The 13,786-nt window shown below is 51.7% G+C and carries 12 protein-coding genes; 4 read left to right on the forward strand and 8 right to left on the reverse strand.

What is annotated here, in order from left to right; all coding sequences use genetic code 11:
* Nucleotides 1-64 precede the first annotated feature (64 nt).
* On the reverse strand, nucleotides 65-1,417 hold the full coding sequence (locus LINBF2_RS08215; protein WP_281888101.1) for an SAF domain-containing protein: 1,353 nt from the start codon (nucleotides 1,415-1,417) through the stop codon (nucleotides 65-67).
* A 109-nt stretch (nucleotides 1,418-1,526) separates the two neighbouring features.
* Between LINBF2_RS08215 and LINBF2_RS08220 the strand changes: the two genes are divergently transcribed.
* Entirely contained in the window at nucleotides 1,527-2,435 is a 909-nt protein-coding gene (locus tag LINBF2_RS08220) for a LysR family transcriptional regulator (protein WP_281888102.1), read from the forward strand.
* Between the two features lie 16 nt (nucleotides 2,436-2,451).
* On the opposite strand, the gene mdeB is transcribed toward LINBF2_RS08220, so the two are convergent.
* Complete coding sequence (gene mdeB / locus LINBF2_RS08225; protein ID WP_104801076.1) at nucleotides 2,452-5,058, reverse strand: alpha-ketoglutarate dehydrogenase; 2,607 nt, start codon at nucleotides 5,056-5,058, stop codon at nucleotides 2,452-2,454.
* 104 nt (nucleotides 5,059-5,162) lie between these two features.
* Between mdeB and LINBF2_RS08230 the strand changes: the two genes are divergently transcribed.
* A complete protein-coding gene (locus tag LINBF2_RS08230) occupies nucleotides 5,163-5,645 on the forward strand; it encodes an Lrp/AsnC family transcriptional regulator (RefSeq protein ID WP_104801075.1) in 483 nt (160 codons plus the stop codon).
* A 329-nt stretch (nucleotides 5,646-5,974) separates the two neighbouring features.
* Here the strand turns inward: LINBF2_RS08230 and LINBF2_RS08235 are convergent, their stop codons facing one another.
* The 6 genes from LINBF2_RS08235 to LINBF2_RS08260 form a co-directional block, all read right to left on the reverse strand.
* Nucleotides 5,975-7,780 (reverse strand): ATP-binding protein, encoded by a 1,806-nt coding sequence (locus LINBF2_RS08235; protein WP_281888106.1) that lies wholly within the window; start codon nucleotides 7,778-7,780, stop codon nucleotides 5,975-5,977.
* On the reverse strand, nucleotides 7,777-8,979 hold the full coding sequence (locus tag LINBF2_RS08240; protein WP_281888108.1) for an SIR2 family protein: 1,203 nt from the start codon (nucleotides 8,977-8,979) through the stop codon (nucleotides 7,777-7,779). Before LINBF2_RS08240 ends, LINBF2_RS08235 begins: the two co-directional genes overlap by 4 nt.
* Before the next feature lie 266 nt (nucleotides 8,980-9,245).
* Complete coding sequence (locus tag LINBF2_RS08245) at nucleotides 9,246-10,469, reverse strand: hypothetical protein (RefSeq protein ID WP_281888110.1); 1,224 nt, start codon at nucleotides 10,467-10,469, stop codon at nucleotides 9,246-9,248.
* 203 nt (nucleotides 10,470-10,672) lie between these two features.
* Nucleotides 10,673-11,281: a hypothetical protein gene (locus LINBF2_RS08250; protein WP_281888111.1), complete on the reverse strand. Its 609-nt coding sequence runs from the start codon at nucleotides 11,279-11,281 to the stop codon at nucleotides 10,673-10,675.
* Nucleotides 11,282-11,283: 2 nt separating this feature from the next.
* The gene (locus LINBF2_RS08255; RefSeq protein ID WP_281888113.1) at nucleotides 11,284-11,766 is read right to left on the reverse strand and encodes a hypothetical protein; all 483 of its coding nucleotides are present in this window, start codon (nucleotides 11,764-11,766) and stop codon (nucleotides 11,284-11,286) included.
* A gap of 39 nt (nucleotides 11,767-11,805) precedes the next feature.
* Nucleotides 11,806-12,345: a macro domain-containing protein gene (locus LINBF2_RS08260; protein ID WP_281888115.1), complete on the reverse strand. Its 540-nt coding sequence runs from the start codon at nucleotides 12,343-12,345 to the stop codon at nucleotides 11,806-11,808.
* 167 nt (nucleotides 12,346-12,512) lie between these two features.
* On the opposite strand from LINBF2_RS08260, the gene LINBF2_RS08265 reads away from it, so the two are divergent.
* Nucleotides 12,513-12,755: a hypothetical protein gene (locus tag LINBF2_RS08265; RefSeq protein ID WP_281888117.1), complete on the forward strand. Its 243-nt coding sequence runs from the start codon at nucleotides 12,513-12,515 to the stop codon at nucleotides 12,753-12,755.
* 22 nt (nucleotides 12,756-12,777) lie between these two features.
* Nucleotides 12,778-13,752: a WYL domain-containing protein gene (locus LINBF2_RS08270; protein ID WP_281888119.1), complete on the forward strand. Its 975-nt coding sequence runs from the start codon at nucleotides 12,778-12,780 to the stop codon at nucleotides 13,750-13,752.
* Nucleotides 13,753-13,786 lie beyond the last annotated feature (34 nt).

Below are 13,786 nucleotides of genomic sequence, written 5' to 3' on the forward strand. Positions count from 1 at the left end.
CCAAAACCCCAAACGAGCTGGGATAGATCGTCACTGAAGGCGGTTGTTGGTCACTTCAGAAAGGTCAAGCTTTCATTTCTTGGCGAAACACCGCCTCTTGTTCGCGTCTAAAAGCCACGGCCTGTTGGGTCGCGTCAAACGCCACGTCATTCCAGGTCACGACTTCGCCAGCCGCAATGTCGCGCTTGAGAGTCATGTTGTGCGCCAAGCCAATCGGCAAGGCATTCAGTCGCAAAGAGTCCTCGGTTTGCATCAACTTGCCGTAGACCGTGAAGCCGCCTTCACCATCCAGCTTTTCGCCCTTTTTAAGCGCACGTTTGGCTGTCGCGCCGACATCGCCGCGCCACTCACCGGTTGCGCCCGTTGCCTCTTGACGCACAGCGATGCTCGCCACTGAGATGCCCAGCTCTAAACCGATCAGGTGATAGGGCTTGTACATCGCCGCGTACTTCCCCGTCGAATCGGTTTTGAGGCCGTATTGCTGGAAGCAATCCATCACATATTTGCTCGGCGCTTCAAAGACCGCATACACGCCCCAACGCAAATCACGGAAAACGGGGCGACCATCTCGCTCAATTGAGGACACCACTTCCACCATGCCCTTTTGCGCCAAGATGCCACCGTCAGAACGCGGACGCAGGATGTGCGGCAAATCATCAACACCACAAGGCGGAAAGTACAAACCATCTTTGGGGGGCGTCAGCTCGCAGCCATTGGCAACCGCTGCCATTTCAAGCGCGGACTTGGTGCCGTCCAAGAAACTGTTGAACATCTGCGCATTGAAGTCCCCGCCCGCCACCTGATCTGCATTGAAGCCGTAGTGGCCCCAGACGGTATCGGGGGTGCTCTGGTGGTAGATGGGCAGGTATTTGGTGCCCTTGCCAGCGCACACCACCTCCATGCCAATGGTGCGTGCCCAGTCCACCATTTCTGCAATCAAGGCAGGCTGATCGCCAGAGGCCATCGAATAAATGATACCCGCCTCTTTGGCGCGACGCGCCAACAACGGCCCAGCCAACACATCGGCTTCCACGTTCACCATGATGATGTGCTTGCGATGCTCACAGCACAACAAAGCGTGCGCAATGCCAGCGGCAGGACTACCCGTGGCGTCAATGACGATGTCCACATAGTCGCTGGCAATGACCGAAGGCGCATCGTCTGTGATGAATGTGCTGCCGTCTTTGGCAGCTTGCGCCAGCGAGGTGGCCGCGAAGCGAGGAGACTCCCAGCCCACACGCGCCAGCGAAGCACGCGCCCGGTCGGGCGACAGGTCAGCGACAGCGACCAAATGGATACCAGGGGTGCGCGGTGCCTGTGACAGGTACATCGAGCCGAACTTGCCAGCACCAATGACCGCCACGCGCACGGGGCGGCTCTCAGCCGCGCGTTTCTTGAGTTTTTGAATCAACGACATGCCTATCTCCTTTGGTTTTTCTACGCTTTGAACAACTGAGCGCGAAGATACATCACATTTTTTTGCACGAGAATATGTATTCTCTCAACCTGTCTGTGCACAAATTCACATGAGCAACTTTGACTGGAACAACTTGCAATCCTTTCTCGCCATGGCGCGTGCGGGTCGACTCACCGTTGCCGCACGCCGCATGGGGGTTGACCACTCGACACTGAGTCGTCGCATCAGCGCACTCGAAGACGCGATGCACGTCAAGCTGTTTGAGCGACGACCGGAGGGATTTGCCCTGACACCAGAGGGCGAAGCATTGCTGGGTGATGCGGAAGAAATCGAGTCTCTGACGGTTCGCATGGGTGCACGACTACACGCGGACACATCGAAATTAACAGGCAACGTGAGGATGGGGACGCCCGAGGGATTTGGTACCTATTTCCTCGCCCCGCAGCTTGCACATCTGAGCCACAAACATCCAGACCTGAACATTGAACTGGTGGCCAACCCGCGGTCATTTAGCCTGTCCAAGCGCGAAGCCGATATTGCCATCAGCATGGCTAGACCCAACCAAGGTCGCGTCTATGCACGCAAACTCATTGACTTTGGATTGGGCGTTTACGCCAGCCGCAACTACTTGGCGTCGCACGCACCGATTACCACGCGACAAGATTTGCTCGCACACGGTTGGATCGGGTACGTCGAGGATCTGATGTGGACTTCGGAGCTGGATTACTTACCCATGGTGGACCGCAACATCCAACCAAGGCTACACATCTCTAACGTCATCAGCCAATTGACGGCGATTGAGGGCGGTGCTGGACTGGGTGTTTTGCCTCACTTCATGGCACGACAGTCACCTGTGCTGACACGTGTTTTGCCGACGGAGATTCATCTGACACGTGCGTACTGGCTCATCACACACCCTGACACCCACAACCTAGCGCGCATCAGAGCATGCTGTGATTTTTTAACTGAACAAGCGTTCGCACGCGGCTCGGATTATTGGATGAGCGAATTGGCTTAATCGTTGTCAAAAGGGCTCAGACACTCGCATCTAACTCAGCCAATGCGCGAGCCAGGATGCTTTCAGCATCCACATTAAAAAACGAACGCAGCACCGCGCGCGTGTCACTACGCCCAAAACCATCTGTGCCTAAAGTACGGTACGTGCGTCCTGCAGGCACATAAGCGCGAACACTCTCAGGCACTGCTCGCACGTAGTCGGTCGCAGCCACGATTGGGCCTGAACTGTGGCTGAGAAGTTGGGCCAAGTAAGGCGTATCGCCATCGCTCTCGTGCGCCATGCCATCTCGGGCCAACTCGCTCCAACTGGTGATGCTGTAAACATCCACCCCGATGCCTCGCTCAGCAAGTTGCTGCGCGGCCAGCACCACTTCAGTGAAGATGGCGCCCGAGCCCAGCAAGGTCACACGTTGCCCCGCCTTAGGTCCATAGCTGCCAAAGTGGTAGCCGCCGCGTAATACCCCCTCGGCTGCGCCTTCTGGCAAATCGGGGTTGGCATAGTTTTCGTTCATGAGCGTGACGTAATAGAAAACGTCTTGCTGCTCCACCAACATCTCACGCATGCCCGCGTCAACGATCACCGCCAGTTCACCTGCAAAGGCTGGGTCATAGGCCTTGCAGTTGGGGATGGTGGCAGCTACCAAGTGACTGCTGCCATCTTGGTGTTGCAGGCCCTCGCCCGCCAAGGTGGTGCGGCCTGAAGTTGCACCCAACAAGAAGCCTCTGGCGCGCTGATCGGCAGCTGCCCATATCGCATCACCCACGCGTTGGAAGCCGAACATGGAGTAATAAATGTAAAACGGCAGCATGGCCATGCCGTGCACGCTGTAGCTGGTGGCTGCTGCCGTCCAACTGGCAATTGCACCGGCTTCGCTGATGCCTTCTTCCAAAATTTGTCCTTCTAAGGCTTCGCGGTAAGAGAGCACAGAGCCGATGTCTTCAGGCGCATAGCGCTGACCGACGCTGCTGTAAATACCAACTTGTTTGAACAAATTGGCCATACCAAAAGTGCGCGCTTCGTCAGCGACGATGGGCACGATGCGTGGGCCTAATGTGGGGTCTTTCAGTAACGTGCCAAGCATGCGAACAAACGCCATGGTGGTGCTCATCTCCTTGCCATCCGCCTTGAGGGCGAACTGCGCGTAGCTGTCTATTGCGGGGACAGGCACCACATCGCAAGCGGTTTCGCGTTTGGGCATGGCCCCGCCCAATGCGCTTCGGTGTTCACGCAGGTAACGCATCTCCGCGCTGTCTTCTGCGGGTTTGAAAAACGCCAGACCCTTCGCTTGTTCGTCGCTCAGAGGCAGGTTGAATCGGTTGCGGAACTCGATCAAGTCGGTCTCATCAAATTTCTTTTGGCTGTGGGTGGTCATCTTGCCTTGCCCCGCAGAACCCATGCCATAGCCTTTCTTGGTCTGCGCCAAGATCACGGTCGGCTGACCTGTATGGGCCGCAGCCGCTGCGTAAGCCGCGTGAATCTTGACCAAGTCGTGACCGCCTCGTTTGAGGTTATCGATTTGTTCATCTGTCATGCCCTCTACCAAGCGAGCGAGTTCCTCGTTCTGGCCAAAGAAGTTGTCGCGGTTGAAGCGGCCGTCCTTGGCCGCGAAAGTTTGCATTTGACCGTCCACGGTTTGTGCAAATGCACGCGCCAAGGCGCCTGTCGTGTCGCGCGCAAACAAACCATCCCAGTCGCTGCCCCACACCAACTTGATGACGTTCCAGCCCGCACCTGCAAAGAGTTTTTCCAACTCGTCGATGATGCGGCCGTTGCCGCGCACAGGGCCGTCTAAACGTTGCAGGTTGCAGTTGACCACCCACACCAAGTTGTCGAGTTTTTCGCGGGCGGCAAGCGTGAGCGCGCTCATGCTCTCCGGTTCATCCATCTCGCCATCGCCAAACACGCCCCAGACTTTGCGGGTGTCACAGTCCAGCAATTCACGATGTGTGAGATAGCGCATGAAGCGTGCGTGATAGATCGAGCTGATCGGACCAATGCCCATCGAGCCGGTGGGGAACTGCCAAAAGTCGGGCATCAACCATGGATGCGGGTAGCTGGACAGACCGCGCGCACCGCTGGCAGGTGCTGTGATTTCTTGGCGGTAATGCAGCAAGTCAGCTTCGCTCAAACGGCCTTCAAGAAATGCACGGGCATACACACCGGGTGCGCTGTGGGGTTGGAAAAACACCAAATCGCCGCGGTGCGTTTCATTGCGTGCATGAAAGAAATGGTTGAATCCCATCTCAAACAAATCAGCGGCACTCGCGTAGCTGGCGATGTGGCCACCGAGTTCACCATAGGCTTGGTTGGCACGCACCACCATCGCCAGCGCGTTCCAACGCATGAGCGAAGCAAGACGCTCTTCCACAGCCAGATCGCCCGGAAACGTCGGTTGTGCATCTACACCGATGGTGTTGATGTAGGGCGTGTTCAACTCAGGCTGCCAACCGATGCCTTTCGTACGGGCAAAGCGAACCAACTCATCAAGAATGTGTCGAACGCGAACAGGCCCCTCGTTTGTGGCAAGTGACAACAACGCATCACGCCACTCTTGGGTTTCTGATGGATCGCTGTCTATGTCTGCTGATGGTGTGAAATGGTGTGGCTCGGTCATGTCGTTCATTCCAAATGTCTCCTCGTGCGAAGACTGTAGGGAATACGCCATGGCAGTTGATGTTGAATTCATGCATTATTCGAATTTATATGGCATTTAATTTTGAATAAGCAATGAATCAAAGCACAAAAAACTTTGACGCCACCGATTTAAAGATTCTTGAAGAGCTTCAGGCCGATTCAAGTCTGTCCAACGTCGAGCTTGCCCGTCGGGTTCATTTATCGCCGTCGCCTTGCTTAGCCCGTGTGCGGGCGTTGGAGGAACGCGGCCTGATCCGGCAATACGTCGCCTTGCTTGAAGCCAAGCATTTAGGGCTGCATCTGAACGTGTTTATCTCGATCAGCCTCAAGCAACAAAGTCGCCAGGCACTTCAAGAGTTTGAAGAGCGCATCACCTTGCGCGATGAGGTGATGGAGTGCTACTTGATGACCGGGGATGAGGATTACCTCTTGCGCGTGGCAGTTCCTGACATGCCCGCCTTAGAGAGCTTCATCCTTGAACAGCTCTCACCGATCGCGCAGGTTGAAAAGATTCGATCCAGTTTTGCGCTCAAGCAGGTGCGCTACAAAACTGCACTTCCCTTGCACAACTTGTAGTTTCAAATACAGGGCTTTGAAGCAAAGAAAAAGGGCTCGGAGATTTTCCGAGCCCTTGTGTATGGTGGTGGATGGTTGACGACTTACGAACTCTCTATTTCGACTACTTAGTAATGAATAGTAAAGGAGCGGTAATGCGCGGTAAGAACTTAACGTCAAAAACGCACCGATATTGTGCATATTAAATTTATGGATTTGAACCGAGATCCACAAATCTGTGTGTAGGACTGATGTGCAGCGACTGCTGTCCTTCGCTACCACAGGCCGAACGCGCGCTAACCTTGATCAAGCGGTCACTCGCCCTGACGAGTGTGCTTTAGTAAAGACTCTCATGCCTGTGCCTCTTGAGCAGGTTCCTCGCCCCATAGCCTCTCGAGGTCAACATCCTCGCTGTCTGGCTGTTTGTTGTTTGGGAGTCGATCAACCTGGATGACCATAGGAAGTTCAAACGCGGTTCCTGTGACAACGCAACACCCTTGAGACAACCCTGGGATGAGGCTTCGAGACAAGGCGTCTAGCGTTGAGATGGTGTTGTCGATGAGAAAGAGGTCCCTGTCGTTCACTAGGCGATGGATAAAGAAGTTATGTAACTGCGAAACAATTGTTGGCGAGATGTCTGCCGGACGCTGACTGGCTATCGTGATAAACATGCCGAACTTGCGTCCCTCCTTGATGATTTCCTCAAATAATTCAAGGCGGTAGTCCTTCCAACTCTCGCTCTCCCTTGTCGACTGCTCGGACAAAATATTGTGTGCCTCATCGATGATGAGGTGGACAGTATGGTCTGGTGGTGTGGCCACGACCATTTTTTTGTGAGAGTTGTAATAGTGCTTCGCGAACAACAACGGCAGAACCTTCTTGACTTCGTTATTGCACCGACGCATTGAAATGACGGTCAGCACTCTCTCGTCATCGTCGGCGTTCCCGATGATCAACACTTGGCGCAAACTCTTTAGCGAAGACTCCACCCGTTTGAGTAGTGGCTGGATGTGCTCGAACTGGACGTATCCCGCATTCAGATCTGATATGAGCTGAAGGTTGACGCGGACAATAAGCTGGTCGAAGACATCAAGGCCTTCAGTGCTCAGCGTGTCAATCATCGGTGCAATTTGGGCATCGTAGTCGTCGCCTTCGGTGTCGATGAACTCCCCGTTGAACTTGAACCGTCCCACCTTTTGGTGCCAAATGACTCCGCTGAGCATGGCCTCGACCACTTGGTTGTTCAAGCGCCGCGCTACTGTTCGCATAAGGTCGAGCGTTGCTGGTCTAACTTCGCCAGCGCAGAACGACTGGCGAAATTTGCTCTTGGCATAGGCAGCGAGCGAACCCTCATGAGCTTCGTATTTCGCTCTACCTGCAACGACGCGGCTCAAGAAGGGCCGCTGCGTGTTGGCAGTCGCTTGGAATAACAGGGCAAGGGTCTCGATGTCCCAGAATTCGCTTGGAGCTAACGGGAACTTGTTGCCTTCATCAGCGCCGCCCTGTTGCTGCTGAGTCGACAACTGGTAGACCTTCTTATGCCCAGCAGGCGCGAGTTGATCACTGCCATACTCGCCATTGAAGTCGAGGACGACGAACCGACTTTTGCCTGCAATGTGGGGGAGCTTTTGGTCGAACAGAACCGTGTAGAGTTTCGCCAGTGTGTTCGACTTGCCGCTGCCCGTGTTGCCAAAAATGCCGATGTGGCTGTTGAACAGACGTTTCCATGGCAGCCCGACAGCAATTTCCTCCTTGAGCATTTGCCCTATCTTGAAGCTCCCGTCGGACTTGCGGTCGAAAATGGATCTGATGCGATCTTCCGTCAACAGATACGCCGAGTCCTGAATCATGGGCAGGAACTTGATGCCTTGGGTAAAACCCTTGCGATCGAAGAACCCGATGGGCCTTGCTTCGACTTTACGCACGAAGGAGGCCTTGCCATTGCCCGTTTCTACTCGGCTCTCGTCTAAGTACTCGCCCTCGACCATGCAGATGATGTCGCGAAAGCCACGCTGGATCGACAAGTACTCGCGGATGGAAACGCCTTTGTACTTGTCGCCATTTAGAAAAAGTGTCTCCTTGCTTGATTGCTCATCAATCTTCAGAACCACTTTCGTGCCATGGATGGCGATTACCTCCCCAACACGGATGCTCATGCCAAGTCCTTGAAGTCATCAGGCACAACAGGCTCGCCCGCAGGTTCCGCGAGGGCCGAAGCTAGATCTGTTGGAGAATTAGATGCTGATGCATCCGGCCAAGCTAGAACCTGCTCGTTGAAAGCCGTAAAGTCCATCTTCTGATTGTCTGGAAGGACCAGGCATTTGACGTTGCGATGCCCTTTGAAGGCATCCTCCATGGCTGAGTGAGAACTCGCGTTGTAGCAACACACAAAGACCTGCAAGCGAGGATTAGAGAGCGACCGCATTACGAGATGTAGGATGTGCTCGTCTGCAAATGAAAAGCCAAATGTGATGAGCACAGCATTGGGCTTTTCAAGCTCGTAGCTGAGCAATCTCAGCATTTGGTAGTAATGCTCATCGTAGACTGTCTCATGAAATTTCCACTTCGACGGATTGACGATTGGAATTTCCTTGTACTTCGACCAAAAGGCATTCATCTCATCGTCAGAGAAATCTGTATGTGGCAAATCTATGAGCTCTGTATCCTGCTTCTCGAGCGCTGCGGAGAATGGCTGCAATGTTGCAGCTTGACCTGCGTCAAGCAGGTCTGCGCGCCCCGACAAGTCGTAGTTAACCAGAATCGAGTTTCCACTCTTGCTCCAATAGACTGAACCATGCAGATGGATCAAGTTGATTTGGGGAACACTGGCTTGATACCTATCAAATACGCCCGAATGGCAAAGGTAGGACCCAAAGTTGCGCGCTTGCAAGATGCGCTTCGTGAACCCACGAGTGCCATCGTTAAGCACAAAGTCGGTATGCCCTTCTTTGATAAGCGCGTCGGCGACAAGCGGGAAGCACCCGTCGTAGTTCGTAGTAAACACGTTGCACTTTCTGTCAAGCGCCTTGCGACGCTTTACCATCTCTAGCGCAGTGTTCAAGAAGATCCGGTAGTTGTTAATCGTCTTTGCACCTTCCTCCGTGGCGGAGGCGCTCTCAAGAGTCATCTTCTCCGCAGGCCTGATACAAGAGGCGTAGTAGTGCATGAATAGAGCCACCAACTTATTGTTCGCGCCCTCGTGCTCAAAATTGTTAGCAAGTTCCTCAAGCGAGTAGCGGGTGTCGCCCTCCCCTTTCCGCATCTTCAGCTGAAGCGTCGGGAGTAAGCCAGACGAGGCGCCTGAGCCGAACAAAAAATTAATATCCTTATCGTAGATGTCGCCGATTGAAATCATTGGCCTCTCCCTTTCATCCTTATATAGAGCTTGGATAGCTCCATGGATATTAGCTGTTACCGGGAAGCCTCTGACTAGCACGCCGCAGCCGTCGAATGTCCGGTGATGATGATTGAGGTCGCTCAGACCGCCGAGCGCTAGTGACTTAGATCAGCCTAATGCCTACATTCAAATGAAAAATTTACTGTCCGCAGTTTGTAACTACACGATGAACGAATAAATCTAAGGCGGCAAATTCCTTATCGAATCCCCAACAGATTCAAGGATCAGCCGTGTCCCATCTCAGTATGAAATCCAATCGATTCGGCAAGCCACCGAGTCAGAGAGCTATCAAACCTAAGGTGAGCGCGCAAAGTTCGATCGACCCGAACCGAAAAACAATCTCTGCCCCCTGGTGGCCAAGGCTTGAAATCAAGGCCTGGAATGCTGGTGGATTGCGCCAGCAGATTTCGGGTTTTATCCCACTTCTTGCGAGCATGCGAAGGAAGCTTTCGCAACTTCTTGAGAAATTCAGTGCTCTCTTCTGCAATCTCAACCGAGCAGATCAGGAAAAAAGGCAAATTGCCTAGCCCATATTTAGCCTGATCCATCAATACATGCACAGGACAGCGTGCCAATTCGTACGTACGAAATGCTGGATAGAGATGGTGCATTTCAAGCCCATACGCAGGGGGAGCTCCAAGGGCCGCCTCCCACACAGCCTGGCCATGATCAAGCATTCGTGCTTCTAAATCGTGACGACTGCCCACCAGTTTGTAGCCGTCGCGATATCCGGGTGGCAGAAGACGCGAATGCTCCGTCACCCCCTTACTTGCGGCGCGCGAAGCGCTGTCACGTGCAAAACGCAGATCTCTCAACTGAGCTGCCGTTGCAAGTTGCTCTTCCACCAGATGAATTTCAGACCAGGCATTGCTGTTATCTCGCGCAGGCCAATAGATAGGACGTTGCAATGCCAGTTCGAGTTGCGCAACTCCGACGTCTGCTGCGAAATGAAAGCGTTCATGAGCCAAGATTGAACGCATTGCGATGTTGAGTTTTTGCTCTGCGGAAATATCCACCCCAGCAAGAGCCTGCATCGCATAAGCTGCAACCCCCGTCACTGGGACATATATGCCCCACTGGTATTGGCGCTGATGAAATCCCATGTACCATCCAAATGCATCAATTCCGCGCACCAAGGACAAACGCTCGTACTCTTTTCCGTTCGCCCCGGCGAGTTGTCGAAGAACATCATTGGAGTCAGCTTCATCAGGAAACCAAAAAACTGGCGTACCTGCCGTTGCCTGCTCCGTATCACGATCACTATCGTCGGCAGGCAAAATGGAAGAATCCAAGACTTCAATCTCTGGTTTTTCTTGAAACCTCTGAATCTGCTCAGCAAGCTGACCGCCTGGTCCATCTCCTTCAGGATATGGGTTTCCACGACGGGCGCCCGGAATTGCATCCAAACTAGAAATGAGAGTCGTCAGTCGGGGATAAATCGGCGTCATCGCTGAATCAAGAATTAGGGTTTCTACAGTCTATCAAGGCCTGCAAGAATTTTGTTCTGTTGATTTAGAAACTCATTTGCCTAATTTCATCTGAATCAGATTTATCAAATTTTCTAAACCTCCACGCTTCAAACATGCCTTGAATCGAACTTGCTCTTTTTGAGGCTTTGATGCTGACTGCCATTGACTAGTGATGGTCAATGCTAAGCCCTCTTCCTCAGTGATTTGGTTTCGGGAGCTTTCTCAATTTCTATGCAAACCGTCAGAAAATACGAGCCGATCCAACCTTGATGGACTTGCACGTATCCTTTTCGGAACTCAGGACCACCCCATGGATCCCACTCTGCAGAGAAACTCCATAATTCGAAATCTTTATAAGTGCTGTCTAGAAATTTTCTCCACCCTTTGTTTAGATGACCAAAGGGAACAATAGGCACGGCACCAAGAGGATCTCGAACAATTTCGCGCGCCTCAATCTCTTGGACGGTTAATTTTTCTATTAGGTTTTTCCTCTGTATTTCAAAAATAGGTTCGTTCGGCCATCCCGTTTTTTCGCGTTGAAATAAGCTCCCATGCTCTTTCAACTTTAGGTAAAGAAGTCCAGGCCATACGACAGCCCCAATAGCGAAGAACAGTACCGGGGCAATGAACTCACTCATTACAACTTTTAAAAAGTGAGACTTTTGCACAGCAGTAGATCGCAATATGTTTTTCAACGCATCGTCGTTTTTCTTTTCATGCCACTTGTTCTCAAAAAACATCCAGACAGATAGGATTAGCCCTAAACCTAAATACAAATTCACGTAGCTCATGACTACTCCTTAGACTTTGCACTAAAGATGGTCATTGCTGCGACTCCATAACCATCTGGAGCATCATGATCTGCAGTTCCATTTTGTTTTATGGTTTGCTGTGTAACAACACCGCGCTCAATCGTCAGCAATAGATCTCGCTCGTAAGTGCTGCCATATCCCATGTGAACATATTCAAGTTGACGCCCCTGTGGGAGGCGAATTTTCCCGCTGAACCAATGCGCAAACACTCGACGACTGAATCCAGGGAATACCGTCTCAAGACTAGCTTTTCGCCCCCCGTCAAGACTGCCGTTCAATCCAATCAGATACAACCGGTCAGCAACGATCTCCCACGATCCAACGTACCCTCTCCAAAGTGCGGTGCAAGTCATCTCAAAATTTGGTGACTCACCACCCATCAAAAAATAGTCAGACAGTGGATTAGTACACATTGCATATTCTTCGCCTTGATATCGAAGACGTTCAGGAATTTGTGCTGTCATCTTTTTCTTTCTGTTTTTATTGATATGGGAAGACCTAGTTCACGTCGAGATCTGTTGCTCATCAATCAGTCCTGTTTCTAATTCCAGTGCCGATTGATATTGCGCTCGCATTTCTTCACTAGGAACACAAATTCGCACTAGCTCAATAGGACTGCTATTCCCTGAAAACAGATGTAGCGCCCTCGCAGTTATCCTTGAAGCGAGCAAGGCTGGAAACTTAAACATCCCGGTGCCGATTGCTGGCAACGCGATGGACTTAATGCTGTTTTGTTGTGCAACTCGAAGGGCTGAAAGAATTGCAAAAGACATGTAACGCTCTGGTTCAGCGTTATTGATGTAATGCGCAGACCTAACGTGGATGACCCATTTGTTTGGCAAGTCGAATCCAGGAGTGATAAGCGCGCTCCCCAGCTCCAGTGGGGCAAACGGTTTGCAAAACTCCTCAAGTCTTGGACCTGCCGCTGTATGAATAGCACCGGCGACACCAGAACCTAGTCTCAAATTTGCATTGGCTGAGTTGACCACTGCCTCAACATCAAGTTGTTTGACGATGTTTCCAACCAAAACTTCAAATCTCATCACCCACTCCCCATTTCTGTTGAATTGAGTGTCATTGGGTCAAGGCTCAAGAGATGAGCCTAGGAAGAGATTTCTCGTTTTACTGGTCAAAATTACAGGCTACAGGCTCACGTCAGTAGCCTCTAGTTCTGGAAACTGTCCCCGCTACAACTTATAAGGTGAGGATCATGCTGCTTTCAGTCCTACTAATTTGGCTAGAACTCTTGATGGTTTTAGGGGCAACTAATGCTCAAATTACTGATAATTCAGATAAGGCACACATAGAATTTAGAAGCAATGAATTAAAAAGAACTCACTCTGAGGTCAAATTCATACAAATAGAGTTCGGAATTGAGTACGCACCTAAGAAATTAAGCCGGAGAGAAAAATTGTCGCTAGCCCTCACAAACGCTATCTCAGATAACCAATAATCTATCGAAATAAGCAGAAAACATGAGTGAAATTGACCGCCTCTACAGCTACAAGACCCTACTTACAGGTCGGCGGGCCGTTCCACGTCATGAAATCCTAACCAAGCTGGAAATAAGCCCCGCGACTTTCAAGCGTGACATCGCAAAGTTGAGGGACAGACTCAACATTCCGATCGTATTTGACCGTGACCTTGGCGGCTATCGAATAGAACAACTTGATTCGAGAGAAGAACTTCCTGGTCTTTGGTTCAGCCAAGACGAAATACTTGCGTTGCTCACTATTCAAAGCATGCTTGATCAACTTGAGCCCGGATTACTTGGCCCCAAACTAAAACCATTGCAAAAGCGCTTAGATGACATGCTGAGCTCAAAGGGGATTGACTCTCAGACTCTTTCACAGCGAGTAAGGCTAGTTCACGCTGGCAAGCGGCGCCTACATCTGAAGTCCTTTGAACAGATTGCAAAGGCTGTATTCGAGCGCAGACAACTCAAAATTCAGCATTTCAATAGGCAAAACGGAAACTGCGTTGAACGGACAATTTCACCCCAGCAACTGGTCCACTACAGAGATAACTGGTACGTGGATGCGTGGTGCCACCTGCGAGGAGAAATTCGAAGTTTTGCAGTAGATGCAATTCCAGCTTGTGAAGTTCTGACGAATTCAGCAAAGGATATTGATTTGCAAGCAATGCGCCAGCAGCTTGACGGCGGCTATGGGATCTTTGGAGGCAGACCTACATCTTGGGCCACATTAAGGTTCTCGCCCAAGCGAACTGACTGGGTGAAAAACGAAATGTGGCACCCGGAACAAAGAACCGAACTATTAGCTGACGGCAGCTTCACTCTCAGCATCCCCTACTCAGATGAGCGAGAGTTACTGGGAGACATTCTTCGTTACGGGGCAGACGCCGAAGTAATCGAACCAAAAAAGTTACGCAACCAAATCTCCGATGAACTGGATAAAGCCGCTAAGCTTTACAGAACGTCATCACATTAATTAGAAAACTCCCCAACAGGGGGCCTCGGAGTCA

This window comes from Limnohabitans sp. TEGF004, assembly GCF_027924965.1.
Taxonomy (GTDB): domain Bacteria; phylum Pseudomonadota; class Gammaproteobacteria; order Burkholderiales; family Burkholderiaceae_C; genus Limnohabitans.

What these genes read in the sequence shown, in the direction of transcription:
- LINBF2_RS08215 (WP_281888101.1), bottom strand. Translation starts at nt 1,417, where the DNA reads ATGTCGTTGATTCAAAAACTCAAGAAACGCGCGGCTGAGAGCCGCCCC.
- LINBF2_RS08220 (WP_281888102.1), top strand. Translation starts at nt 1,527, where the DNA reads ATGAGCAACTTTGACTGGAACAACTTGCAATCCTTTCTCGCCATGGCG.
- mdeB (WP_104801076.1), bottom strand. Translation starts at nt 5,058, where the DNA reads ATGAACGACATGACCGAGCCACACCATTTCACACCATCAGCAGACATA.
- LINBF2_RS08230 (WP_104801075.1), top strand. Translation starts at nt 5,163, where the DNA reads ATGAATCAAAGCACAAAAAACTTTGACGCCACCGATTTAAAGATTCTT.
- LINBF2_RS08235 (WP_281888106.1), bottom strand. Translation starts at nt 7,780, where the DNA reads ATGAGCATCCGTGTTGGGGAGGTAATCGCCATCCATGGCACGAAAGTG.
- LINBF2_RS08240 (WP_281888108.1), bottom strand. Translation starts at nt 8,979, where the DNA reads ATGATTTCAATCGGCGACATCTACGATAAGGATATTAATTTTTTGTTC.
- LINBF2_RS08245 (WP_281888110.1), bottom strand. Translation starts at nt 10,469, where the DNA reads ATGACGCCGATTTATCCCCGACTGACGACTCTCATTTCTAGTTTGGAT.
- LINBF2_RS08250 (WP_281888111.1), bottom strand. Translation starts at nt 11,281, where the DNA reads ATGAGCTACGTGAATTTGTATTTAGGTTTAGGGCTAATCCTATCTGTC.
- LINBF2_RS08255 (WP_281888113.1), bottom strand. Translation starts at nt 11,766, where the DNA reads ATGACAGCACAAATTCCTGAACGTCTTCGATATCAAGGCGAAGAATAT.
- LINBF2_RS08260 (WP_281888115.1), bottom strand. Translation starts at nt 12,345, where the DNA reads ATGAGATTTGAAGTTTTGGTTGGAAACATCGTCAAACAACTTGATGTT.
- LINBF2_RS08265 (WP_281888117.1), top strand. Translation starts at nt 12,513, where the DNA reads ATGCTGCTTTCAGTCCTACTAATTTGGCTAGAACTCTTGATGGTTTTA.
- LINBF2_RS08270 (WP_281888119.1), top strand. Translation starts at nt 12,778, where the DNA reads ATGAGTGAAATTGACCGCCTCTACAGCTACAAGACCCTACTTACAGGT.